Consider the following 26,562-nt stretch of genomic DNA (forward strand, 5'->3'; position numbering starts at 1 on the left):
GTCTCTCCATGGAAACGACACACCCAAAAAAACTTCCCGTTACGGTTCTCACAGGCTATCTTGGTGCAGGAAAAACCACCCTTCTCAACCGCATTCTCAGTGAAAATCATGGCAACCGTTATGCCGTCATTGTCAATGAATTTGGTGAAATTGGTATTGATAATGACCTGATCATTGAATCAGATGAAGAAATTTATGAAATGAATAATGGCTGTGTTTGCTGCACCGTGCGTGGTGATCTCATTCGCATTCTGGAAAGTTTGATGCAACGTTCTCATCGATTTGATGCAATCATTATAGAAACAACAGGGCTTGCAGATCCCGTTCCCGTAGCACAGACCTTTTTCATGGATGATACGGTCCATGAAAAAACAGCTCTCGACAGTGTCATCGCGGTCGTTGATGCAAAGCATTTGCCCTCTCAACTGAAAAAAAGTCGTGAAGTTGAAGAACAAATTGCTTTCTCTGATATTGTTCTCTTAAATAAAATTGATCTTGTCAGCGAAGAAGAACGTGCACACGCGCAATCGCTCATTCTTGCAATTAATCCCAGAGCCATAATTTACGCAACAGAGCGCGCTAACATCCCTCTTGATAAACTCCTCAATCGAGGTTTCTTTGATCTCCAACGCACTTTAGATAATGATCCCCATTTTCTTGACCATCAGCACGCAGACCATGTCTGTGGTCCCGATTGTAATCATGATCATGCACATCACCACAAATCCACCATTCATGATATTACAATAACCTCTGTAAGTTTAAAAACAGGTGCTCTACAACCAGAAAAGTTTTTCCCTTGGATCCAACAGATTACGCAGCAACAGGGACCTGATATCTTACGTCTCAAAGGCATTATCGCCTTTCAAAGAGACGATGATCGTTATGTCATTCAAGGTATACACATGCTTCTTGAGGGACAACATCAACGCCCATGGCGTGAAGATGAAAAACGAGAAAGTCGCCTTGTTTTTATAGGACGCTCTCTTGATGCTGAAAAATTAAAAACTGGTTTTGAAAATTGCGCATAAGTGAGTGATAATGCCAAACATTACCCATTATGATCTCAAAAGTTACTGCCTTTCTTGCGGTTTTATAGGCAATAAACCAGCTTTTGTTTCCGTAGAAGGTTTCATTGTTTTGTTTAATCCAACCCCACAAATCTTTGAAGTTCACAAAGGAATAATTTCAAGCCATTTTTCCCATGACAATACCGCGATCATCACAGGTGGAGAAGATGGAAAAGTCTGTCAAACAACCGCAGCGGGACATACAGAAGTGCTAAGCCAAAAAGAACGCAAATGGATAAACAACGTTGCTTTTGGTCCACAAAAAGCTTTTGCTTTTTCCTCCTCACGTTTCGCATTTGTGCATGTTGGAAAAAAACGACAAGAGCTTACACATGAACGCAGTGTAGAAGGCCTCGCTTTTGCCCCAAAAGGTTTACGACTTGCCGTTGCCCATTACAATGGAGTTACTCTTCATTGGTTATCAACGCAAATATCTCCCACCACATTGGTATGGAAAGGAGCTCATTGTGGCGTCACCTTCTCGCCAGACAACCGCTATGTCATTTCTACCATGCAAGAAAACGCCCTCCATGGCTGGCGTCTCACTGATAATCAGCATCTCCGCATGAGTGGCTACCCAAGCAAAGTCAAAAGCTGGTCTTGGAGCGTGAAGGGAAAATGGTTAGCAACATCCGGTGCATCAGCAGCCATTGTCTGGCCCTTTCATACAAAAGATGGCCCCATGGGAAAAACACCACTAGAACTAGGAACACGAGCAAATGCGCTTGTTAGCACCGTTGCATGCCATCCACGCAAAGAAATTGTAGCAATAGGCTTCAATGATGGAATGATTTTGTGTGCACATTTTCATGATGGAAAAGAAGTCCTTCTAAAAGGTTATGGGAAAAGTGCTATCTCAGCACTCAACTGGGATCAGACAGGGTACAACCTCACCTTTGGTAGCGAAAATGGTGAATGTGGTATAATCAATATCACTGATTAAACCAAGCACCAACAAGCGCAACCATCGCTGATAAAAAATGCCTACGCAATCCCCCAGAAGCAATTGCGCATGAAACCCATCTTCCTCTCTAAAAAATAAACACACTTACGAGGCGTTTTCAATCACAAACCAAAGAAATCATATATTGTGGACCTTTTTCATCAAGACAAAAGAACCATTTAGAAAAGATAAGAGAAGATTTTAATAAAGTAAAAGGCAGCATTTTCTACTGCCTTTTTTATAAAATGACATATCATACTTTGTCAAAAAAGGTGGCGCAAACCAGCAGAGAAACTTGCTCCAGAAAACCCTGCTTTTGTCAGTTTATGCTGATAATTTATATCTCCATAAAGAGAAAGTTTTGAAGAAAGACGCGCATTAAAACCAAGCCCTGCTTCCAAAGAAGAACCAAAAAAACCTAATTGGAAATCGTTTTTAAAAGAAACAAATTGCTTATCTTCAAAACTATGCAAATAAGAAAGCTTACTATAAAAAGAAACGACACGTCCCTCTTCAGAAACATTAAGTGTCTTGCTTAAACGCCCACCAACACGCCCCACCCATTGATGAAATTTTCCTAAATCAACATCAATATTATCAACATCATGTGCCGGATTAAACTGAAGATGCTGATAAACAACCTGAATCTGCGGATCAAAAATAACACCTTTATACCCTGTTGCAAACGTTCTGCCACTTGTTAAAGAACCGCTAAACTGTTTACCCTTTAACGCTACAACCTTGCCCCGTGCTAGTGTCAAAACATCTCCCTTAAAAAGTCCATACGATAATACTCCATCGATATAAAAACCCGTATCATGCTGTAAACTTCCATAGGCTCCAACAGACCATTTATCAAATGCGCTTTTTTTGCTTTGTTCAACATCCTGTGGGTTTAGAGAGAAGTTTCCATAGTTCCCCAAAGCCCCAAAGAATGTACGACTGTATAAACTCTCAGTCTCGTTTAACAAAACACCTGCTTCCAATGCACTATAATCGAGTTCTGCTCCATAGCCATATTCAAAAGCAGATAAATTGGAAGCATAATGATGACTACCACCATAAGCATGCAGAAAAAAGGCTGGCTTTTCATCATCCTTCCAAGAGGAATGAAAAGCATTCCGCATTGTCTCTACCGTCTTATTTTGCGTGGTCATATCCACTAAACCAGCATGAAATAAGGTATTTGGCAAAAGAAGATAAGTTGGCAATTGAGGAACAACAGCTCTAATTTGGAGATTAGACTGAACATTAAGCGACATAGGAAGATTAGATGAAGGTTCAACAGGGTCAGAAGATGTAGAAGGCTTTTGTTCAATAGGAGCAGAAGCAGGAGAAACAGAATCTGCAGATGAAGGAGGTGCCAAAACAGAAGGCGAGTCAGACATCAACAAGGTAGGAAGTGGATCGGGTGGCGAAGGGGGAGGATCAACAGGATCAGAAGATGTAGAAGAAGAAGCTGTGGCAGATGTCAATGACGTAGGAAGTGGATTGGGGGGAGAAGGTGGAGGATCAACAGGATCAGAAGATTTAGAAGAAGAAGGTATGGCAGATGTCAATGACGTAGGAAGTGGATTGGGGGGCGGAGAATTTAAAGGACGAGATAATGAAAACGAAGCCGGTTTAATAAATGGACCATTATAAGTACCTATTCTAGAAGAAATATAGATACCTTCAAGACGGAAATCCCAAAAATCCCCCTCACCTTCCACTAATCTTTGCCTAGCATCCGCTTTTCCAAAGGGCGAATTTGGACCATAACCACGAATACGATATTGATAAGGAAAACCTTTCACTGTAGTATAACTATCATAACCATTGGCGAGTTGAAAAGAACCTGCCTGCGCTGTTCCAGCAACTTGAATAAGTGAAATGCTTTGATCTCTTCCATCATGGACTTCTTTATTTGCAGCTTTTGGAAAATTTAGCACATGAACGAATGTCGTTCCCGAGACATCACCAGAAATCAATATACGATCGGTTTTTTGAGGATCAAACAAACCCTCATCACTCAAAAATGCACTCAACTTAATCTGAGCATTTCCCTCAGCACTGTAAACTTTTTTATCTTTTGATGCGAGAATTCTATCTCCTGCGTCTATATCCGCCCTTTTTCCAATGTGTAGCGTTTGATAACCATTCGATATATCTTCATCATTAAAGAACAGTGTACTATTGGAAAGACTTAGAGAAGAAAGTGATGAAACAGATTCCCGTAAACCATTGTATTTACTTTTAGTAAGATACCATGTTGAATAACGGGTTAACTCTAAATCAATAGTTGATTTATCGTCAACACGCGTACCTCCTGTAAGAGAAGAAGCGCTTGCTTTCACCAATAGAGAAGAGTTATTTTTAGCTTTTAGCAACAAATCACCAGAAATCTTTGTTTCATCAGATAATTCAAGAATACCTTCAGCCCTATAGCCTCTATTCCCCTTCGCATAAATCGCAATACCATCTAGAACTGTCATATTTGTCTGTGATAAATAAACAAATGCCTTCCCCGTGAGAAATTTTTGGGTTTCTAAAACTTTTTCATCATCTCGTTGCCTAACCATCTTAGCAATCTCTTCTGGAGCTAAAACATTAAAATACAGACCATGTGCTCCATCCCCTTTCACAGAAATATCGTTTTTTTCTATCTTAATACTTGTATTCTTAAAGCCATCTGACGAAACATACTTCTGAATTAATTTGCCATTATCGTCTACATAACCTGAAAAATTTTTAATCACGAGTGCATGCATATTATTAAGATGAATAAAAGCGTTTTTCAAATAAACATCACCCCCTTGAAAAACCTCAAAAGCTTCAGGCAATCCCCCCATAGCGCCATCACCATCTGTTCTAGCTTCCTCCCTCCTTCCTTGCCCCGTAATACACATAGTATCAAAAATATAGCGCCCCCCAAACCGAGTTGAAAATGAGCCAATCTTATTAAAATTAACGGTACCTCCTGACATTCTAACCATTGCATCAAAACCACTCATAATACCGATCCCTTTTACCTTCAAATTATCTGGCTCAATATCGATATTCACACTCTCTAAAGAAATATCCGTTTCTCTCCCCCATGCATAAATAGCATGTGAAGCACCCTTAATTTCCCCTACTGTCATGCTAATAACTGCATTTTGAGCACGAAGAGCAGGTATATCCTTGAAATCTGCAGCTGTTAGATTAAGTTTTCCACCATTTCTTACATACGCCCCATAGGCAGATATTTTATCTGAATTATCGCCATAAACTGTTATCTGAGAGGCATTAACAACAGTGCCATCTTTTTCTACATATATAGCTGCAATAGGCGCAACCTCCTGAGAATTTTTTAAGTAATAAACTTTATCTGCGAGAAAGTGTGTTTTTCTATCATCGCATTTATAAAATGCTTCTCCTGCATCACTTGAAGATCCTGCAGCACTAACATAAGTAACCTGAAAAAAATAAAGAATAGCTGTTGTAAAGTTGCACAAAAATACATGTTTTTTAAATACATAAACCATAACTCTTCCCGACTCCTATTCCCTTATTTGTATTCATTTAAGAATAATATCTATATTTAAACTAACAAGCTTCTTAAAATACAATAAATATAAAACTAAAGAGCTACTTTTAATACTTAATATAACAATATATACTTATATATAAGTTACTATATAGTTTATGTATAGCTAAAAATGATAATGTAACCCGCCTGAAAAAATGGTCTCTGAAAAACCATCTTTGCTAATTTGCTAAGACAATGTTGATAAGTTACATCTCCATGCAATGCAAAATGTGAAGACAACTGAGTATTCGACCCAACTCCAGTTTCTAGAAAAAAACCAAAAGCCTCTCATTGGAATTCATCTCCAAACTGTACACGTTGTTTTTCTCCAAAACTATTGGCAAGATGAAGCTTGCCATTGAAAAAAACAGTAATCCCCTCTTCAGAAACAGAAAGCATCTTTCTTAAAGACCCACCAACACGCATCCCCCACAAAACAAGTTTTCCATTTCAATATTAAAACCATCAATATCAGACACCTTATCAAACCGCACATTTTGATAAATAACCTAAACCTGCGGATCAAAAATAACCCCTAACTATAATTGTAATTGTAACAAATATGAGTGTTCAGAAGAATCTGAACACATTTAAATTAACGACATGAACTTGGGTCATGAAAAAATAGAGAAAGGCAGAAACGAACTATCCCCTTTATGTCCTGTCATAAATGACTTACCCGCAATCAATGAAGCACTCAAAGGTGTTCCTCTTCAATGTTGTTGTCTTGCCTCTTGCTTTCGTGAGAATATCCCCCTTAAATAAACCATAGGAAAAAAGGACATCTATATAAAAGCCTGTATCATGCTGCATGCTGCTATATGCTGTAATAGACCATTTATCAAATGTACTTTTTTGCTTTCTTCAATATCTTGAGGTTTTAGAGAATTTTTTCCATCATTCCCCATTATTCCAAAGCTCAAAGTGTGATGTATATCCTCAATCGCATTGAGCAAGACTCTTGCCTCTATAGCGTTATAATTCAAATTTCCGCCATAGCCATATTGAAGCTCAGGTGGTCAAAAACATAATGATAACTTCCACCGTAACCTCGCGCAAAAAGTGCAGGATTTTTTTACCATTTTCCCCTAAAGCCCCAGCAGCGATACGCAATGTTTCCAGCTGTTTGTTGTGATTGTTCATATCCATCAAACCAACATGAAACAAAGCATGGGGCATCGACAGATATGTTGAAACTTGCGGGACCACCGCTTTAACGCCCTCTTCAGAATAAAGAACAAAAGCATCATGATCAGCGAAAACATTATTATGATAAGTATAAGTGCTTAAAGAACGAGACACATCATTTTCCAACCGAATATGACGCAGATGAGAAAGTTTCTGAACATATTCAACTTCAAGTCGATAATTCCAAAATTTCCATTATACTCAATATTTTTCTCTTTAACGGATCCATTCCCACCTTTTACCTATCTATGAGAAGAATTTGGACCATTAGCACGAAAACACTATATCGATAAGGTGCTCCTCTTAAAGCAACATAATCTGTTGCCAGTTTAAAGGGATCCTCCGCAGCCTTTCCATAAACCTGAACAATTGAAACACTGAGGCTATCTTTTTATCGTCTTTTTGCTTACCTTTGCTATGGTTCTTTATTTTTTTGAAGCCACTAAACCATCGACAATATGCACCTTAGTTTTTCCATAAACATCACCATAGATTAAGAAGTTTATCAGCTTTTATTCTCTTGCTTTTACCATTTACAGCAAGATGTGCATTAACATATAAGCGCGCGTCCCCTCCTGCAACGTAAGCATAATCTAAACCATGATCATCATCCAATCTCCTAATACGAAGTGTCTGAAAAAAATCATTTCTTGGTTTTCTGAAAAAAATAGAACTATCAATAAGCCTTAAAAAGGAAAGAAATGAATCTACAAAATATGGAACTTTTTTATGATTATTTTTAAGCACATTTTTATTTTCTCTTACAGTCCATTGAGATTGATTGAACAACACAACACTACCATAAGAACCTTTCTCAACATGTGCTCCTCCTGCAAGAAAAGACGCATAGGCATCAAGCGCGACAAATGAATTATTTTTGACATCTAATAACCGATCAGCAAAAAATACGCGAACCCTCTAATATCGTAATATAAGGAGACCTCCTAGCATCGTTACTATAAATAGCCGTATCATCGGGAACGTGAAGAACAGTCTTTTTAAACCGAAATTCACCTAAACTTGTAAGAAGCTCTCCCCCTTGATATTCATATTGCGAAGGAACTCCTCTAAAATACAAACAGTGACCCCCTTGTCCTTTAAGAAGGATCTCTGTGTTTTCAACAAAAAAACCAGACACAAGACCATCCTGCAACTCATATGATCTTTCCTTAAAAACAGGCTCGGCACTTTCAACCGCTATACCATGAACATCAGAAACCTAAATCTTACCTTCATTAAAGGAAAAAAATCGCCCTGCTTCACGCCAAACACAGATTGAGATAACATGGCATTTCTACCACTTTTCTTTTCGCCATTTCCTGTAATAGAACTCTTTTTTAAAAGAAGTTTTATTACCTTTTGACGCAATCACTGCTGATTAATTTTCTCAAATCTATTTAATTCTAAAATTCCACCAGTTCCTGAAACGCCTTTTTCCCTTTTACTTTTTTTCAGCAAAATAACTATGTTATGGGATTGTATTGTAAAAATAACATCTGTAGTTTTCCTATCCAATCCACTCATATATAACTTACCACTACTTCCAAAAGTACAAGCAGCATCAACTGTATCACACGAATACGATTTAAAAAGAGAATGACATGAGGGTTTATAATCTTCTGCACTCACATCTATATTGTGCGCGAAGAAAAAAACAGAGGTCGCAAAAGAACACGCACATGGCATTTTAATACTTGAATTATAATTTAGTCTAAACTTTCTTTATTTTATCTTCATAAAAAACCGAAACGACACATCTAGTTCATCCACTGATTATTCTTATTATGTGTCATCCACATAATTTTCTTTATATTATATATGAAAATCAGAAATCAGAAAAAATAATACAATAAAACTATGTTTTGTGCTTATAATTTTCACAAAGGATGTATTAAAGAAAATAACAATTAAAAATGATAGCTTAATCCACCAGAAAAATGCGTTCCAGAAAAGCCGGAATTCGTAAATTTATGCTGATAAATCAGATCACTATGAAAAATAATTTTTGGAGATAGTTGCGAAAAAACACCAAATCCAGCCTCTAACGAAGACCCAAAGGAACCAAGCTGGAAGGCATCTTTAAAATACACAAATTGTTTATCATCAAAACTACGAATGAAATGAAGCTTTCCATAGAATGAAAGGACATGTGCATCTTTAGTAAATGTAAGTGCCTTCGTTAAATACCCACCAATACGCATTCCCCAATGATCTGGGCTTTGCATATCAATATTAAAATTATCAATATCACGAGTCTTATGAAACTGGAGATTTTGATAAACAAACTGAACCTGCGGTTCAAAAATAAAATATCGGCTGCCTATCATAAACGTTTTACCAGCAGTTAAGGAAACACTTAGGGGCTTACCTCTCAATGCAGCCGTTTTACCTCGCTCAAGTGTGAGAACATTTCCATTAAACAAGCCATAAGAGAAGAGACCATCCATATAAAGACCCGTATCATGCTGCATGCTTCCATATGCTGTGATTGTCCATTTATCAAATATACTTTCTTGACTTTGTTTAATCTTTCGAGGCTGCAAAGAAAGCTTGCCATAATTTCCCATAATTCCAAAGGATGTCGTACTATATGCACTTTCGATTTTCTTGAGTAAAATACTTGCCTCTAGTGCATTATAATCAAGCTCACCGCCATAATCACCATATTTAAGTGCAGATAAATTTGAAGTATAATGATGATGTCCACTGTAACCGCGCAAAAACAAAGCGGAATTTTCGTCATTTTTCAACAACCGACCAGAAACAGTTCGCAGCGCTTGCAACTGCTTGTTTTGATTACTGATATCCATCAATCCAGCATAAAATAAGGTATTTGGCACAAGAATATAAGTCAGAACCTGTGGAACAATGACTCTCACATTTGGTTCAAAATGAGAAGAAGGCTCAAAAACAGATGGCGGAACAGGTGAACCAGATGAAACTGGGGAAACAACAGAAGTGGGGCGAGAAACAAGTGGCGGAACAGGTGAACCAGACGCAACTGGGGCAACAACTACAGAAGTGGGGCGAGAAACAGGTGGCGGAACAAGTGAACCAGACGCAACTGGGGCAACAACTACAGAAGTGGGGCGGGAAACAGGCGGCGGAACAGAAGGACCAGATGAAACTGGGGAAACTGGTTTAGATTCAGCAATAGCGGGAACAACAGGTGCAAGAGAGGAAGGAGGATTGGGGATCTCAAGCACAACAACATCAGGTACATTAGGTGTGGTAGTAAGATGAAAGTCCCTATCAGGAGAAGAAAGACTTGGCTCCTGAGGTTTTTGCTGAGAGTTAGAAGCAATAGAACCATCCTCACCTCCCGTCATATTAGGATGAATTTTAGGAAAAGAAGGAATATCGTCAGAAGAAGGAGGGACAACCAAATCAAGAACAGGAAAAACTTTAGTGGAATCGAGAGAAGTAGAATCAACAAATTGACTTTCGAGGCGAAAATCCCAAAATGTTTCAGTATTTTTAAGCACTCTTTGATTGGAATCTGCCGCCCCTAAAGCAGAGCTTGGACCATAACTCTTAAGATGATACTGATAGGGAGAGGCTTCAAGTGTGACATACCCCCCATTTAACTGAAAAGAATCTTCAGCGGCTTTTCCATAAACCTGAATAATGGAAATCCCCTGATCATTACCACCATCTCCCGTCAATGCCCCTGAGCTTCCAGGAACACTATACACATGGACTGTCGTTTTTCCTTCAAGATCACCATTAATTAAAAGCCTATCCGTTTTTTGCTCTTGCAGAGCACCTCCTTTATCCAAATATGCATTAAGATAAAGACGCGCATCGCCTTGTGCACGATAGACAGTCCCTGCCCCTTTTCCGATAAGAAGTGTCTGATAACCATCTGTCGTTTTGGATTTTAGTTCTTCAAAAATAAGAGAACTATCCGTAAGATTGACCGATGAAATGAAGGAATAGTCCCCTAACTTAGAACCAGAAGCATCAGAGTTGTGCAATTTGTCAACTTTTGGTCGCGATAAAATCCACTTTGAACCATTTTTTAACTCTATCTTAGCTGTAGAACTTTCATCAACATGTGCAACTCCTACAAGAGTAGAAGCATCAGCCTCAATCTTTACATTGGAATGCTCAACAGCTTTAAGGAGTGAATCTCCAGAAATTTTTGAATGTTGTGAGAGTTTAACAGAAGTTTCGAATTGGCGGCTATAAATAGCCGTACTTTCTGGAGCCATAACGGTTGTCTTTGTCAAATGGACAGACCCTTTTCCAGGTATAATTGTTTTTTGATCATTTAAGACAGCTTCCCAAAAAAAGCGCATGCCATTAAATGCATTCCCTTCCACAAAAATATTGGAATATTTGATATGGGCATCATTATTATCATTCCCCTGCAATACAATGCCATGAGCATTGTTAACATCAACGTTTCCCTTCTGGAAATTAAGAGAGCCTTTCCCCTGCAGCATACTAAAAGCAGAAGCTTCACGATGATTATCTGTATTTATCCCCTGTTTCCCCCTCCCAGTAATAGAAACACCATCTAAATTAATTTCTCCTTCTCCTCCTGTTTGAACACCAATACCATCAGCAAAGTTAATTTTCCCTCCTTTCATATAAATTTTTGCACCATTAGAACTCAAAAGACCTATCGCATCAGAAGATGTCTTAATCTCTGTCTTGGTCAAAGCAACAAACGACCCTTTACCAGCAACACTGATCCCCATTCTGGTTGCTTTAATCACCCCATCCTGCATCTCAAAAGCTCCCTCATCATTAACATCAGCCCCTATCGACACATCATTTAACATAGAATAAAATAGAGCAACACCTCCCCCATTTGAGGACTTTACAGCTGTTGTCCAAGCATTTGTTTCTGAATGGCCATTTGCATTCGAAACACCGTTAATGATTATAGCCTCTCCCTCAATAATTGTATCTTCCCCTGATGCCTCTATGGCAGCATCAGAACTTGCACCCGTAAGTTGATAAGTTTTCTTGGAAATTTCATGCGGTTGACCATCATTACAGCGATAAAATGAGGCACTTTCGTTACATGAATATGGCTTCTTCTCAGCGGGAATCTCACCTGCATCAGCATTGTATACAATGAAAAAAATAACCGTTGTAAAGCGACATAAAGAGAGATGATTTTTAGGCATAATTTTTTACAAACTTTCTTCCCCTTCTCTAAAAACAAAAAAACACGCGTTCTGTTTAATAACTTTGGTTACGCGTGATAATTTAAAATACGTTTTGTATTTTATATATCCACTAAATGTTTTATGTAAAGCCAGAACCCCAAAATATCACAATTTAAAATTGTATTATTTATAAAAACGCGTAAAAATATAGATAAAAATAAAAAATCCACCCCAAAGCGGTGATTTAAAGAGAATTTAATAAAAATACACTAAAGGAAGAAAAACAGCATAAGAAGCAAGAACTGCAAACCAGAAATCCTTATCTCGTTTCTAAAAAGAAACAAACTTGCTCATGCAAAAAACATTTTTTAAAAAAGCTTATTTTAAAAGTTGCAAACAAATAATAAAAAACCACAAGCTATGCTTATGGCTTTTTAAACAACTTACCCCAAGATGATCATTCTAAAAACGATAGCGCAACCCACCAGAAAAACTGATCCCAGAAAAACCACCTTTGCTCAACTTATGCTGATAAACCAAATCACCATGAAGCACAACTTTTTGAGACAAGCGAGCATTAAGACCTAATCCAGCCTCTAGAGAAGAACCAAAAGCCCCTAACTGGAAAGAATCTTTAAAGCGCACAGCTCTTTCTTTGCCAAAATCATGGGCAAAATGAATCTTTCCATAGAAAGAAACATCACGATCTTTTTCAGACGCAGTCAGGGTCTTCATCAAACGACCACCCATACGTACCATCAATTGATCCAGTTTACCCATCTCAATATTAAAATTATCAATATCACGAGCCGCATTAAATTGAAGATGTTGATAAACAACCTGAACCTGTGGATCAAAAACAACACCTTCATATCCTGTGGCAATTTTCTGACCACCCATTAAGGAAACACTTAAAGGATTACCCTTCAATGTTGCAGTCTTACCCCGAGCAGTTGTCAGAACATCTCCCTTAAACAGACCATAGGATAAAAGACCATCAATATAGAATCCTGCATCATGCTGCATACTGCCATATACTGTAGCAGTCCATTTATCAAATGTACTTTTTTGGCTTTGTGCAACATCTTGAGGCTGTAGAGAAAGCTTTCCATAAGACCCCATAACCCCAAAGGATATAGTACTGTCAACATTTTCAACAGTTTGTAGCAAAACACCTGTCTCTAGCGCATAGTACCCTAGATCCCCTCCATAACCATATTCAAGCGCAGATAAATCTGAAACATAACGATAACTCCCACCATAGCCACGCAAAAATGAAGCAGGATTTTCACGAATTTCCAACATTCCACCCAAATTAGTCCGTGCTGTCTCCAGCTGCTTGTTTTGATTGCTAATATCTATCAAACCTACATGGAACAAACTATTTGGCAAAAGGAGATAAGTTGGTACCTGAGGAACAACAGATCTTACAGCTCGCCCAGAATGAGAACCCGACTCAACCTCAGAAGAAGGAACTACAGACTTAACCTCAGAAGAAGGAAGAAGAGTTGTAGGTTGAGAATCAGCAGATTTAACAGACAAATTCTCTAGACGAAAATCCCAAAATTCTCTTCTTCTACTTAAAACTAATTTTTGAGAAGAATTTCCTTCTCCCAACTCAGACTTTGGACCATAAGCACGGAGTCTATACTGATAAGGTAAATTGTTTAACGTAACATAATCACCATTCAGCTTAAAAGAATCCTTCTCTGCTGCCCCAAAAACTTGGATAATCGAAATTCCTTGATCATTTCCACCACTCCCCGTAGCCCCCCCTGGACTTCCAGAAACGCTTTGCACATGTACTGTTGTTTTACCAGAAACATCACCATGAATTAAAACACGATCGGTCCGTTGATTTTCTACAGAACCACCCTCATTCAAGTACGTATTGAGATAAAGATGCGCATTGCCTTGCACCTTATAAACCACACCTAATCCCTTTCCAATGTGGAGTGTTTGATAATTACCAGCTCCGCTAGAGTTTGGTTTTTCAAAAACAATAGAACTATCAATAAGATGTATCAATGAAATCGATGAAACACCCATAGAGCTAGAATTTTGCAAATTATTATTTTTCGGTCGCGTTAAAGTCCATGTTGACCCTCCATTCAACTTAAATTCAGCAACAGAACTTTCATCAATGAGAACACCCCCTATAAGTGTAGAACCCCAATCAGCTGAAACCTTCACAAGAGAATTATCCTCAGCCTTCAACAATAAATCTCCAGAAAGTGTAGCCTTCAAGTCAACGCTAACACTAGCACCAGATTTTTTGCTATAAATAGCCGCACTATTTGGAACCATAAACTTAGCACGCATTAAATTAACAGCCCCACTCGCAAATATCCCTTTTTTCGGCAAACTTCCGAAGACATTTGAACCCGCTCCATGATGATAGCGAAAAACATAAGCCGAGTTTTCCGCATGAAAAACTTCTCCTGGATCATAATCGCGCCGTTTCTCACCAAGAAAACGGAAGCCGTAAGACGCATTCCCCTCTACTACAATGGTAGAATTATCTATACGAATATAGCCAGCAACTTCCGAAAATGAAACACCATGGGCATTAGAAAGCTTAACGTTACCCTCTTCAAGATTGATATACCCCCCATATCCCAACATCTGAAAAGCCGAATTTTCACTATTCTCATTTACACCCGTTGCCTGACTACCATTGTCGGTAATGGAAACGGACTTCATCAAGACGCGTGCTCTCTCTTTTGTTTGAACTCCGATACCATTTTTAAAGTCAATCGTTCCTTCTATTATCTTAACTACCCCTCTATTACTTGCCAGAACTCCGACACCATTTGTAGAATTAATCACTCCTTTTACTATCTCAACAGCTCCCTCATCATTGGCTACTACACCATATTCCCAAAAATCTTTATCCAAACCATCACTATTTAAAGCATCCTTAATAGTTATATTCTTGCCACGAATAGTTGTACCTTTCTTAGACGCCTCTATGGCTCCATAAACACTATTAATATTTTTACCCGTTCGTGAATAAACTTTATTATTAATTTCATGCTCTCTACCATCAGAACATTGATAAAATGCTGCATTCTGATCACATGAAGACTGCTTTTTTTCAGAGGAAACTTGAGATTCAGCATTGTGTGCAAAAACATCAACATTGTGTGCAAAAAAGAGACATGCTGTTGTAAAAGTACATAAGGAGAAACGATTTTTAAATAGATTTACCATAATTACACCATAATTCTGCCCCATCATAGAGCAATGCATAACGTATCAAATTTAACTAGGAAATTTAATACGTTTTGGTTTAAAGATAGGAAGTCTATTAATATTTTTTGTGTTTTATGTAAATATGGAATTAAAAAATTACTCAAAAATACAATCTAGATCTGTTGCTTTTACAAAAAAAATTGCAAAAATATAACTGAAGAACGACAGAAAAATCACCTTTAAAATTGTTATTCCAAAATAGCCTTAATCGGTTGACATGCATTAAAAACGCCTGCTTTAACTGCTGTCTAATCCCACCAGAACGGGTATAATCAACCTCCTTACGATAGAAATATTATATTGAAACAATATGTATTTGTAAGCAGACAAAACATATACCAAAATTGAAAAACAAGAGTTTACCTATACCTTTTTAGGCAAACTTCGTGGCAAGACAGCCTAATAAAGAGTAGGAACGTGTAAAAATCAGTTCCTATTTTTACTACCTCCTTTTAATGTAACTTGATAACATTTAAACGCATTCAGAGCCGGATCTTTAAAAAGTAAAGATTATACATGACTTCATCCTAGTATTTATCGCATTCCTTTTAAGAAAACACATTTTCCAAAAACAATATGTCATTATGTTTCTCATCCATCAGTTTTCTCAGATATCTCTCATTTTTTCCATCCCCATTTCACAACGACAGCGGATATAATATAAAGTTCATCGGATATAGCTCTCATTGCGCTTGAGTATCTTCTTTTCCTTTGCCAATTTCTAATATTGTAAATCCTCTCCTCCTAAGGTGATTTCCCAAATTATACTGACTCCTTTCTTAGACAATTATCCACTTGCCAATCTTACATAATATGCAAAGGAATGCTTTTTATGGGTTCATCATAAGAGCATTGAAAATATTTCCGCATCCTGAATTAAAAAACATCTTTATCAATCGGCATATATAAATAATATAATAATCATTCTGAAATACGCGTTTTGAAACCATAACGTACAAACTCTTCAAACTTTTCAAAAAAATGAAAGAAGTCCAACCCAAAAGCATATCAAAGATATGCGAAGTTACACTCTCGTAAAAAGGCTATAACACAAAATGAATAGAGAATGAGAAAAAGCCACAAGCATAACTTGTGGCTTTTTCAAAGATTAATCAGAAACAGCAACAAAACTAGAAATGATAACGCAAACCACCAGAGAAACTAGTTCCAGAAAAACCAGCTTTCGTTAGCTTGTGCTGATAAACCAAATCGCCGTAAAGCGCAAATTTTTGAGACAATTGGGCATTAAAACCTAATCCAGTTTCTAACGAAGAACCAAAAGAGCCTAGCTGAAAAGCATCTTTAAAATGCACAAATTGTTTTCCTTCAAAACCGTGAGCAAGATGAAGCTTGCCATAGAAAGAAACAACTTGAGCCTTATCAGTTGCGACCAGCCTCTTTGTTAAACGCCCTCCAACACGCCCTATCCACTGATGAAGCTTTCCCAGCTCAATATCAAAGCCATCCACATCAGGCACTTTATTAAATTGAAGATATTGATAAACAACTTGAACTTGCGGATCAAAAACGAAACCGTTCTCCCCCACCATAAACGTTTTACCAGCAGTCAATGAAGCACTTAAAGGATTTCCTTTTAATGTTGCCGTCTTGCCACGTGCAGTTGTTAGAACATCACCTTTAAACAAACCGTAAGACACAAGACCATCAACGTAAAAACCCGCATCATGCTGCATACCACCGTATGCTGTAACTGACCATTTATCAAATGTACTTTTTTGACTCTGCTCAACATTCAAAGGTTGCAAAGAAAATCTCTCGTAGGCCCCGATAATTCCAAAAGAAGTGGAACCATACATATTTTCGATTGCTTTCAGCAAAACGCCTGCCTCTATGGCATTATAATCAAGCTCGCCGCCATAACCATATTCAAGCGCGGAAAGATTTGAAGTATAACGATGATTGCCGCCATAACCGCTCACAAAAAAGAAAGGATTTTCACGACTTTCTAATAAGCCCCCAGAAGAAATTCGTAAAGCTTCTAATCGCTTATTTTGATTGCTCACATTCATCAAACCAATATGACGTAAGGCATTAGGCAAAAGCAGATAAGTCGGAACCTGCGGAACAACAGCCTTAACTCCCGGCTTAGGATGAGGCTCTGGAGCTGGTGCTGGAGAAGGTTCTGGTCCTGGAATTGGGTCAGGAAAAGGCTTCGGAGAAGGATCTGGTTTAGGTTTAACATCAGAATCTATAGATCTACTTTCAAGGCGAAAATCCCAAAATTCTCCGTTCCCTTCAACTAATCTTTGATCCATGTTTGCTTTTCCTAAATGAGACCCTGGACCATAACTATAAAGCTTATACTGATAAGGTAATTTATCTAGTGCTACATAACCACCTTCCAACTGAAAAGAATCTTGCTCTGCTTGTCCAGAAACCTGAATGATTGAAATACCTTCATCATTTCCTCCCCTTCCCGTGTATCCTCCTGGACTTCCTGAAACTCCATGCACCTGGAGCTTCGTTTTTCCCGAAACATCACCATGAATTAAAACACGATCAGTCTTTTGATGATTAAGAGCACCACCAGTATTCAGATAGCTATTAAGGGAAATAGAGGCACCGTCCCGTGCTTTATAAACTTCACCCTTTCCCTTTCCAATACGAAGAGTTTGATAATCATCAGCAGAAGAAGATTCATGTCTTTTAAAATTAATAGAGCTCTCACCCATAAGACTAACGAGTGAAATAGAAGAATCATGTGCAGCCCCATGTTGATCTTTTTGCAACGGTTGTTGTAAAATCCATTTAGAACGGCCTCCCAAATAAAGTTCGGCATTAGAATTTTTATCAACGTGTGTGCGACCTTCAAGAGTAGAAGCATCAGCCAAAACTGTTATAGAAGCACCTTCCTCAGCTTTTAATAAAAAGTTCCCTGAACGAAGAGTACTGTGCACCAACCCCACCGCACCAGAAGTAATGTTTCTACCATAAAGAGCCGCATCATCTAAAACAGAAAACTCTGTTTTATCCAAATTAACAACTTCTAATCGTGGTAAAGCTTCTTCTTCCTCTGATGAAATTTCTTCTTTTTTATCCCCACCTTCACTCCATGGCTTCTCTCCCCGCAAATAGATACCATAAGATCCCTTACCCTTTACAGTAACAGAAGAGGATTTCATATTAACTTCAGTTACAGGAATCTTTGAATCAGAATCCTCATTTGATAAATCTTTAACTTCCTGCAGAGGAACAGACTTGACTGTATTTTCTAATAATATGCCATGGACATCCATAGCACTAACAATAGTACCCTCTAAATTAACAGCCCCCCCTAAATCTGTATGCACAACCGCACGATCCTTACCTTTGTCACCTTTCCCAGTAATTTTAACATTCTCGAGATTTACCTTCCCACCTAACGTCGAAGAAACCCCATGGCTGTTCATAAAATCAACTGCCCCACCTGACATCCAAATTTCTGAATGATCATAACTTAAAAGACTTGCATTCCCATTAGCGGTCTTAATTTCTGTATCTTCTAAAAGAACAAACGAGTTCTCTGCTGCATCAACACCCTCATGACTTTCCTTAATCTTTCCATTTTTTACCTCAATCACTCCATTACTCGCACGAAGGGCTATAACTGTATTTTTGATAATCGGATCTTTCAAAACAATCTTACCGTTCTCTAATACATGCACCCCCACTAGAAAAGTTTTATCAGAAACTTGACTACTAACCGTCACATCCTCCCCACTAACCCTTGTGCCTATTCCTTTTACCGTTATAGCAGTAGGATCACCAGGATAATTGGAAACGTTCTTATTCGTAATTTTATAAGATTTATTATCAATTTTGGATTCCCCGCAATTATCGCATATATAATACAACCCATTATAGTAATAAAACCCAGGATTCACACCTCTTCCATCAGAGTCTGCATCTTTAACAGAGTTATCTACATTTTCCTGATGTCTGTTCGCTCCATCCACTCCACTCAGCTTACGATAATCACTCCTCCCACGAATACCCTCATCGTTGTCGCCAACATGAATCATATTAGGAGGATAATAATTATCCCCACTTTCTCCCCTAAGAGGAAGCTTATGCCTATTACTCCCGCTAAGATGAGGAGAAGAATTAGCAGAGACAACTGGGATAACCTTTATAACATAAGATTTACTATCCTTCCCCTCTGTAGCCGCATAAACTTCTTTTCCATTTTGGAACAAAGAGAGGATAGCTGTTGTACAAGCACATAAACATAGATGATTTCTAAAAACTTTAATCATAGTTCCCTCGAAACTTTTCTTCCCCTCTCATTAAAAATAAAAGCACCTGCAAAACATCCCATTGCACACCTCAAAACACGAAAAGTGTAACAAAAAGAACATGCCTCATGCTCATCTGAACTGTGCAATGAATTATCCCAATACATTTGGCAGAAGCTCTACGCCAAAACCACCTATAAGAGAACAATTAATAATCACACTTTATAGGTGTATAATGCATTCTGTATTTCGTGTAAAGAAAAAATAAAATCAGTGCGTGCAATTAATTAAAAAAAACAACTAAACCTTGTGAACTTTAAAAATTAATCCACAAGGAGATAAATAAAACAATGAGTTAAATCAGTGGAAAACAAACTCTCAAAAACGAGTTTTAGAAAACATCAAATATTATATTAGATAATATCAATCAGTACCAAAAAGGATAACCTAACGCATACTGGACTACTGAACGCTTAAAAAGCCGATAAAAGTGAGACACTCTATCGTATCAGTAGCAGCATAAACTTTAAAAAATTCGCTTTAGCGTAGAAAAGTGCTCTCATACATAAAACAAACTATGTCTTTTTTGCTCAATCAAGAAGATGAAAAGTTTTTAAGAACAACACAAGTTGCTACAAAGAAAAAAGGCAGCACAATGTGCTGCCTTTTTTAAAAAGTACATACTGTACCTTATATTAAAACTGATAACGCACTCCTCCGGAAAAACTTGTTCCCGAAAAACCAGCCTTATTAAGCTTATGTTGATAGAGAACGTCAGCATGTAGAGAGAACTGTGGCAACAATTTGGCATTAAAGCCTAATCCAGCCTCTAATGAAGAACCAAAAGCCCCTAACTTGAAAGCATCCTTGAAATGCACAGACTGTTTTCCTTCAAAACCGTGAGCAAGATAAAGCTTACCGTAGAAAGCAACAGCATCCATGCCTTCAGAACCTATAGGAGTCTTGGTTAAGCGTCCACCAACACGTGCCACCCACTGATCAAGGTTACCCATTTCAATATCAAAGTTGTCGATATCACGGGCTTTATTAAACTGGAGATGTTGATACACAACTTGAACCTGCGGATCAAAGACAAAACCCTTATATCCTGTAGCAATTGTCTGACCACCTGCTAAGGAAACACTCAAAGGATTGCCTTTCAATGTTGCTGTCTTACCCCGTGCAAGAGTGAGAACATCACCTTTGAACAGCCCATAGGATAAAAGACCGTCGACATAGAAGCCAACATTATGCTGCATGCTACCATATACTGTAGCAGTCCATTTATCAAATGCACTCTTCTGACTGTGCTCAACATTCACAGGCTGCAGAGACAGTTTTCCATAAGTTCCCATAACGCCAAAGGATATAGCGCTATCAGAGTTTTCAATAGTTTGCAGCAGAACACCTGCCTCTACACCATTATAACTAAGATCACCGCCATAACCATATTCAAGTGCTGATAAATTCGAAGCATAACGATAACTTCCACCATAGCCGCGTAAATATAAAGCAGGATTCTCACGAACCTCTACCCTTCCTGTAGAAGTCATCCGCAATGTCTCCAACTGCTTGTTTTGATTACTGACATCCATCAAACCAGCGTGGAATACACTATTAGGCAAGACAAGATAAGTTGGAACCTGTGGAACAACAGACCTTACAAATTGTTCAGAAAGGGCAGCAGATCCCATAGACTTAACATACTGATTTTCTAGACGGAAGTTCCAAAACTCTCCACCATCCTTAACAAACTTCTGCTGAACATGCTCCTGTTTCGAAGTCGCTTCTGGAGCATAAGCACGAAGAGTGTATTTGTAAGGTGAGTTGCTCAGCGCAACATAATTGCCATCGAGTTGGAAAGAATCTTTCTTCGCTTGACCATAGACCTGAATAACTGAAACACTATGAGCAATCTTTCCATTCGCTCTAGCATCTCCTACATTGCCCGCATCACCTCGTACATGTATTTTTGTTTTTCCAGAAACATCACCATGAATGACAAGTCGATCCGTTACTTGCTGATCACTCGGATCATGAGGATTTAAACGTGCATTGAGATGAATTGAAGCATCACCCTGTGCCTCATAAACTGTGCCGTTCCCATTTCCAATATGGAGAGTCTGATATTTCCCTTCAGATTCGGAAGATCTAAAATCAATAGTACTATTTACAAGTCTCACAGAAGAAACGCATGAACCCACACCTCCTGAATCTGGAGTACCCAAATTCTTCTGCGCACTTCTTTTTAGAACCCACTGTGAACTATTAGCCAAGTCTAATTTTGCATAAGAACTTTTATCAACGCGAACATCGCCTGTAACAATAGAGCTATCAACCGTAACTGATATATTAGAATCATTCTCGGCTTTTAATAATAAGTCACCAGCAAGAGTTGTTTTATTTTCTAATGAAACATGACCACCAGATTTATTACCATAAATAGCTATACCATTTGCAACTCCAAAATCAGTTTTCTTCAACGAAACTGTTCCTGTTATGCCTATAGGTGTTTTCTCCTGTTTGGATACAGCACTCCGCTTAACAACAATTGCTTTCTCAGTTGCTAAATCCTTACTTCGATTTTGTTTCCTCTCTTCTTTCTGTTCTTTCTGTGTTACTCCATCAAAATATATACCATAGGTTCCATCACCTTCTACTTTAACAGTAGAAGATTCGATATTTGCGTGATTCATAGTAGGACGAACCTCAGAAGATCTCCTTCTCCTAGAAGAACCGGTCTCAACCACATTATCACCAGAGTTCATAACCCACAAAGCATGAGCATCAGTAACAACATTTCCATTCTTAAAATCAACAGAAGCATTATCACTCAACAGAAAAGCTGCACGTGCAAAATCATTTGCTGAATCTAATTTTTCTGCTGCTTTTTTCACATTAATACTAACTTTGTCTAACTCTACGCTCCCCCCAGATTCTGACCACACTGCTACTCCCTTTGCCAAAGTAATAGCTCCAGAGTCCATGGTTATCTTACCGCCTGTACTTGCCAGACCAGCTGCAACATCCCCCGTCACGTTAATTTTTGTATCCTTTAAATTAACAGATGATCCAGAACCAGCCAAAGCACCCACATAAAGCGCATCGACTGTCCCACCAGTCATCTTAACCTTTCCGCCACTTTGCGCTTCAAGCCCAATCATAGAAGACGTAATTGTTGATTTATTATCCAAAACAATCTCTGCTTTTTCTTCTGCAAGTACAGCACTCACAGCCTGTATTGCAGTAAAATCAACATTATTCTTACTATCAAAAGAATCCGTACCACTAATAGTAGCACCATCTAATTTAACAACTGTATTACTCTTTGCATGCATAGAATGCTGAGTTCTCTCACTTGCCTTCAGTGTAAGATTTGTCATTGTATGTGATTTACCATCACTACAAAAATAAGAAACTTGCAGTCTTTCCGTATCATTTTTCTCCGTATTACTACACTGAGAAGAAATACCTTCCTGCTTTATACCATTGGCTGACACAGTCGCCACCATAGGCTTTTGCGATTCAGATCTAAGTGTGTCGGCTCCTTTATTATAAAGTAGAACACGCGCTACAGGTTTACCATCCGTCCCCTTAGAGTCAGGCTTCCTTTGCTTAGATTTAATAGAATTAACTAGGGTAGAAGAAAGCTTAGGCTTTTTAGTTGTTCCAGAAGCAGCAGGCACTTCAGTCTTGACATTCCCCAACGAAGAAGATTGAGGAGCAGAAGATGAAGTCCGTTCTTCAGTTTCAGAAACTGAAGAAGTTCCAGTTAAAAGACCTAATCCCACATCAGAATTGCCTGTGTCAGACCTTCCAAGTACAGAACTCTCTAGCGTAGAAGATTGAGGCACAGAAGATATAACAGTCTGAGACGGAATTAACTCAACCTTTGTATTATTACCCTCTGTAATATTACCTCCTTCGTCCACTATATCATACCCTACATCATCAGATTCCGCACTTGAACTATCAAGAAGAGAAATACTTAAAGTGTCACTATTTTCACCTGTTAATCTATCTTCTGTTCTCGGTGATGGAGTAGGTCCACTTTCATCTACATCATTCACATCAACTGTATCATTATCACTACGGAGTACTGTAGCATCTTCTACTTCATTCTGACTATCCGTTCTATTAGGAGAAGCAATAAGAGAAGTATCTACACTTCCATCAACAGTTTCCTCAGTTGTCAAAACACCTCCTGAAGCAGATGGAGTACGTCCTGAAACTTCAAAAGTTGGAGTAAGATTTCTAACAGATGCATCAGCTGAATCCGCATCAGGCTCTTCTACATCAGATCTCTCAAGTAGTGCAGAATTGCTAGGCGAAACAGAAGCAGTAACTTGATCAGGTGCTAATGAAGAATCTAATTCTGAAGAACCATTAACCCCAGATACAGTGCCTTCACCCCCAGATGACGACAAATCAAGAACAACAGGCTGCGTAATATTAATATTACGAGGTCCATGAGCTATACTAGCAGCTGTATTCTGCCGCCTTTCACCACCTTCTACTTTACTTTCTAAGCTGAAAGTCCACATTGTATCAGGCAGATTTATAGGTTTCCTGTAACTACTGGAAAATCGTATTGAACCAGAAGCACTATATTGTATTGGACCAGACGCCCTAAGAACGTATTGATAAGGTGATCCCTGCAATGTGACATATCCATTAGCAAGTTCAAAAGAATCTTTTTGTGCGTTTCCATAAACGTGAATAATTGGAAGAGGGGCAGGTTTTTTTGTATTCACCTCCCGTTCACCTTGATTTTGCACACCTTGACGCTGAATTCTCTCTCCATTTTTTAGTTTTTCATTTAAAGTGGTGATGACAGAATTATCATTTACATAAACCTTCGTTTTTCCAGTAACAATGCCATAAACCAAAAGCTTATCAGACATAAGCTTAACGTTACCTGAATTACCAGAAACAAAATTCACATTGATATAAAGCCTAGCATCTCCTTCAGCATACAAACCGCTACCTAGATGCGAACTTTCTCTACGTCCAAGTTGCAGTGTTTGATAACCTTCATTTGCACTTTTTGGAGGCAAAAATACAATACTACTATCTGTAAGATATACCGCCGAAAGATTTGAATCTATACGATGTCTATCTTTCTCGAATGGTTTATGATGAGTACTTTTTGTTAAATACAGTCCTGAACGAGACAAATAAAGCGCAGCATTTGCATTCTCATCAACACGAGCTGCACCTATAATCGAAGATTCATGAGCGTGCACCAATAGACTAGAACGAGATTCAGCTTTTAAAAATAGATCACCCGAAAGAACGGTATCCTTTCCTAAAATGACAGCACCATTTAAATCACCACCATAAATAGCTATACCTTCTGGAATTTTAAGAGTAGTTCCTGTTAAAGAAACCATCTTCGCTGTACGACTATTGTCTTTATTTATTATAATTTCTTCTGCATCTGATTCTTCTTCATTTTCTGCAGCTGCCGTATTAAAATATATGCCATAAGAATCTTTTCCCGTTATTTGAATAGTGGAATTTTTAATATCAGCTTTAATCTTAAAATGACTTTTACTCTCCTCACCTGTTATATCTAATATATATTGCAAAGCCTTCTGATTAGATCTAGTCTTCTCTATAGTAGAGAGAGGAGTAACAAGAGCATCCTCCGTAGCGTGATAAGTATAATACTGTCCATTCCGCTCAAGCTTTTCATCTTCTGAATAAAGAGAATCACCCTTATCAACACCACCCTTATCAACACCACCCTTATCAACAATATGAAAACGACTTGCCAAAAGACCACCACTAAAACCACGATCATCTATCGGAGCGGTTACAACCTCATTAGCACCACCAGTAACCCAAAGAGCAACTGCATCAGAGCCCTCAACTCTTCCTTTTTCAACAGAAATAAGACCTCCATCTGACAAGAAAATAAGATTTGAAGAACTTTCAGAATCAGAACTCTTTCGCCCAGTTATCCCCTTTCGACTGTTAATACGAACTCCATCTAGTCTTACAATCCCTTTATATCCGGCTAAAACTCCCACATCACCTGTATCAAGATTAATTGACCCAGACTGCATCATTATTCCAGACCTGCCCTCACTTTTCAAACCAATCCCAACAGGATAAAACTCCACTCCATTTAGAAAAATAAACGAATCAAGATCAGCAGAAGCTCCTATCCCAGTATAAAAGATTCTTCCACCCTTCATAGAAATCCTTGAATCGTTTTGAGCATCAACCCCAACTATAAAGTCCTTAATAGTTGAATTTTTTAGCTTAACTCTTGAACCAAGTGTTGCTAATACCCCTGCCCCCACTTTTATATCAAGATAGCTATTGTAATCATCAGGCCTATTTTCTAAATCATTAGGATTACCGATGTTATTAGAATTTAAAATTACATGACCTTTTGGAGCAGCTATCCCCTTAATAGACACAGTATCTAACTCAACAGTTGTACCTCGATCCGAAAACAAGACTTCTCTCTCACCCGCTTTATACACCTCTGTCCGAGTAACCTGTCCTGTTGCATGCACAGCGTTATCGCCAAACTTCAACACACCAATACTACTTCTCTTTAGCTGATGATACCTCGTATCAGAACAGATCACAGAGTTAAGGGACAAGAAACTCCCATCAGGAGGACATGAACTTGCAACAGGAACACCTTGGACAACACCAGGAGCAGCACCGGGGACAGCACCAGGGTTACCGCCAACACCAACACCGCCAGGGTTACCGCCAACACCAACACCGCCAGGGACACCGCCAACACCAACACCGCCAGGAACACCGCCAACACCAACACCGCCAGGAACACCGCCAGCTCCAACACCCACACCAGGGACGCCAGCTCCAGCACCACCAGCACCACCAGCACCACCAGCACCAGGGGCGCCACCGCCATTGCCATTGCCTATACGATTACCCTCGTTTGAGCCAGCGACTCGTGGTGCAGGAGGCGCAGGTAACTCTGCTGCTTTAGGCTCAGAAGATTGTGATGAACCTCCGAAAGATGGTAGCAGAGATGAAAATGAAGAAGGTAGTTTTGGAAGTGATACGTTAAACCAACTAGCCGAAGCATCTACACTTTGTAAAAAGAAGAGAGCACTTGTTGTCAATGCGTACAGACTTGTACGCTTTTTAAATACATTGGTCATATGTTAAACTTTCTAAATAATGTTGCAAAAACACTAGAATTAAG

General features: G+C 38.6%; 12 protein-coding genes. 2 read left to right on the forward strand and 10 right to left on the reverse strand.

Going from position 1 to position 26,562, the window contains the following annotated elements:
• Positions 1–8: 8 nt before the first annotated feature.
• Complete coding sequence (locus ACFIJ8_RS07480; protein WP_375639293.1) at positions 9–1,031, forward strand: CobW family GTP-binding protein; 1,023 nt, start codon at positions 9–11, stop codon at positions 1,029–1,031.
• A gap of 10 nt (positions 1,032–1,041) precedes the next feature.
• Positions 1,042–2,013, forward strand: a complete 972-nt coding sequence (locus ACFIJ8_RS07485) for a WD40 repeat domain-containing protein (protein ID WP_273788244.1) — start codon at positions 1,042–1,044, stop codon at positions 2,011–2,013.
• A gap of 263 nt (positions 2,014–2,276) precedes the next feature.
• Here the strand turns inward: ACFIJ8_RS07485 and ACFIJ8_RS07490 are convergent, their stop codons facing one another.
• From ACFIJ8_RS07490 to ACFIJ8_RS07535, 10 genes are all read right to left on the reverse strand, one after another.
• Entirely contained in the window at positions 2,277–5,519 is a 3,243-nt protein-coding gene (locus ACFIJ8_RS07490) for an autotransporter outer membrane beta-barrel domain-containing protein (protein WP_375639294.1), read from the reverse strand.
• 332 nt (positions 5,520–5,851) lie between these two features.
• Positions 5,852–5,998 carry a hypothetical protein gene (locus tag ACFIJ8_RS07495; RefSeq protein ID WP_375639295.1) on the reverse strand — a complete coding sequence of 49 codons (147 nt, stop codon included), beginning with the start codon at positions 5,996–5,998 and terminating at the stop codon, positions 5,852–5,854.
• Between the two features lie 576 nt (positions 5,999–6,574).
• Positions 6,575–6,865 (reverse strand): hypothetical protein, encoded by a 291-nt coding sequence (locus ACFIJ8_RS07500; RefSeq protein ID WP_375639296.1) that lies wholly within the window; start codon positions 6,863–6,865, stop codon positions 6,575–6,577.
• 369 nt (positions 6,866–7,234) lie between these two features.
• On the reverse strand, positions 7,235–7,540 hold the full coding sequence (locus ACFIJ8_RS07505) for a hypothetical protein (RefSeq protein ID WP_375639297.1): 306 nt from the start codon (positions 7,538–7,540) through the stop codon (positions 7,235–7,237).
• A 106-nt stretch (positions 7,541–7,646) separates the two neighbouring features.
• Positions 7,647–7,904: a hypothetical protein gene (locus ACFIJ8_RS07510; RefSeq protein ID WP_375639298.1), complete on the reverse strand. Its 258-nt coding sequence runs from the start codon at positions 7,902–7,904 to the stop codon at positions 7,647–7,649.
• 215 nt (positions 7,905–8,119) lie between these two features.
• Positions 8,120–8,380, reverse strand: coding sequence for a hypothetical protein (locus ACFIJ8_RS07515; protein WP_273788241.1), 261 nt, complete (start codon positions 8,378–8,380; stop codon positions 8,120–8,122).
• A 278-nt stretch (positions 8,381–8,658) separates the two neighbouring features.
• Positions 8,659–11,892 (reverse strand): autotransporter outer membrane beta-barrel domain-containing protein, encoded by a 3,234-nt coding sequence (locus ACFIJ8_RS07520; protein WP_375639299.1) that lies wholly within the window; start codon positions 11,890–11,892, stop codon positions 8,659–8,661.
• Positions 11,893–12,336: 444 nt separating this feature from the next.
• Positions 12,337–15,087, reverse strand: coding sequence for an autotransporter outer membrane beta-barrel domain-containing protein (locus ACFIJ8_RS07525; protein ID WP_375639300.1), 2,751 nt, complete (start codon positions 15,085–15,087; stop codon positions 12,337–12,339).
• A gap of 1,172 nt (positions 15,088–16,259) precedes the next feature.
• Positions 16,260–19,385: an autotransporter outer membrane beta-barrel domain-containing protein gene (locus ACFIJ8_RS07530; RefSeq protein WP_375639301.1), complete on the reverse strand. Its 3,126-nt coding sequence runs from the start codon at positions 19,383–19,385 to the stop codon at positions 16,260–16,262.
• 674 nt (positions 19,386–20,059) lie between these two features.
• Complete coding sequence (locus tag ACFIJ8_RS07535) at positions 20,060–26,518, reverse strand: autotransporter outer membrane beta-barrel domain-containing protein (RefSeq protein WP_375639302.1); 6,459 nt, start codon at positions 26,516–26,518, stop codon at positions 20,060–20,062.
• Positions 26,519–26,562 lie beyond the last annotated feature (44 nt).

The sequence above is a fragment of the Bartonella sp. MF74HXZ genome (genome assembly GCF_042194445.1).
Lineage (GTDB): Bacteria > Pseudomonadota > Alphaproteobacteria > Rhizobiales > Rhizobiaceae > Bartonella > Bartonella grahamii.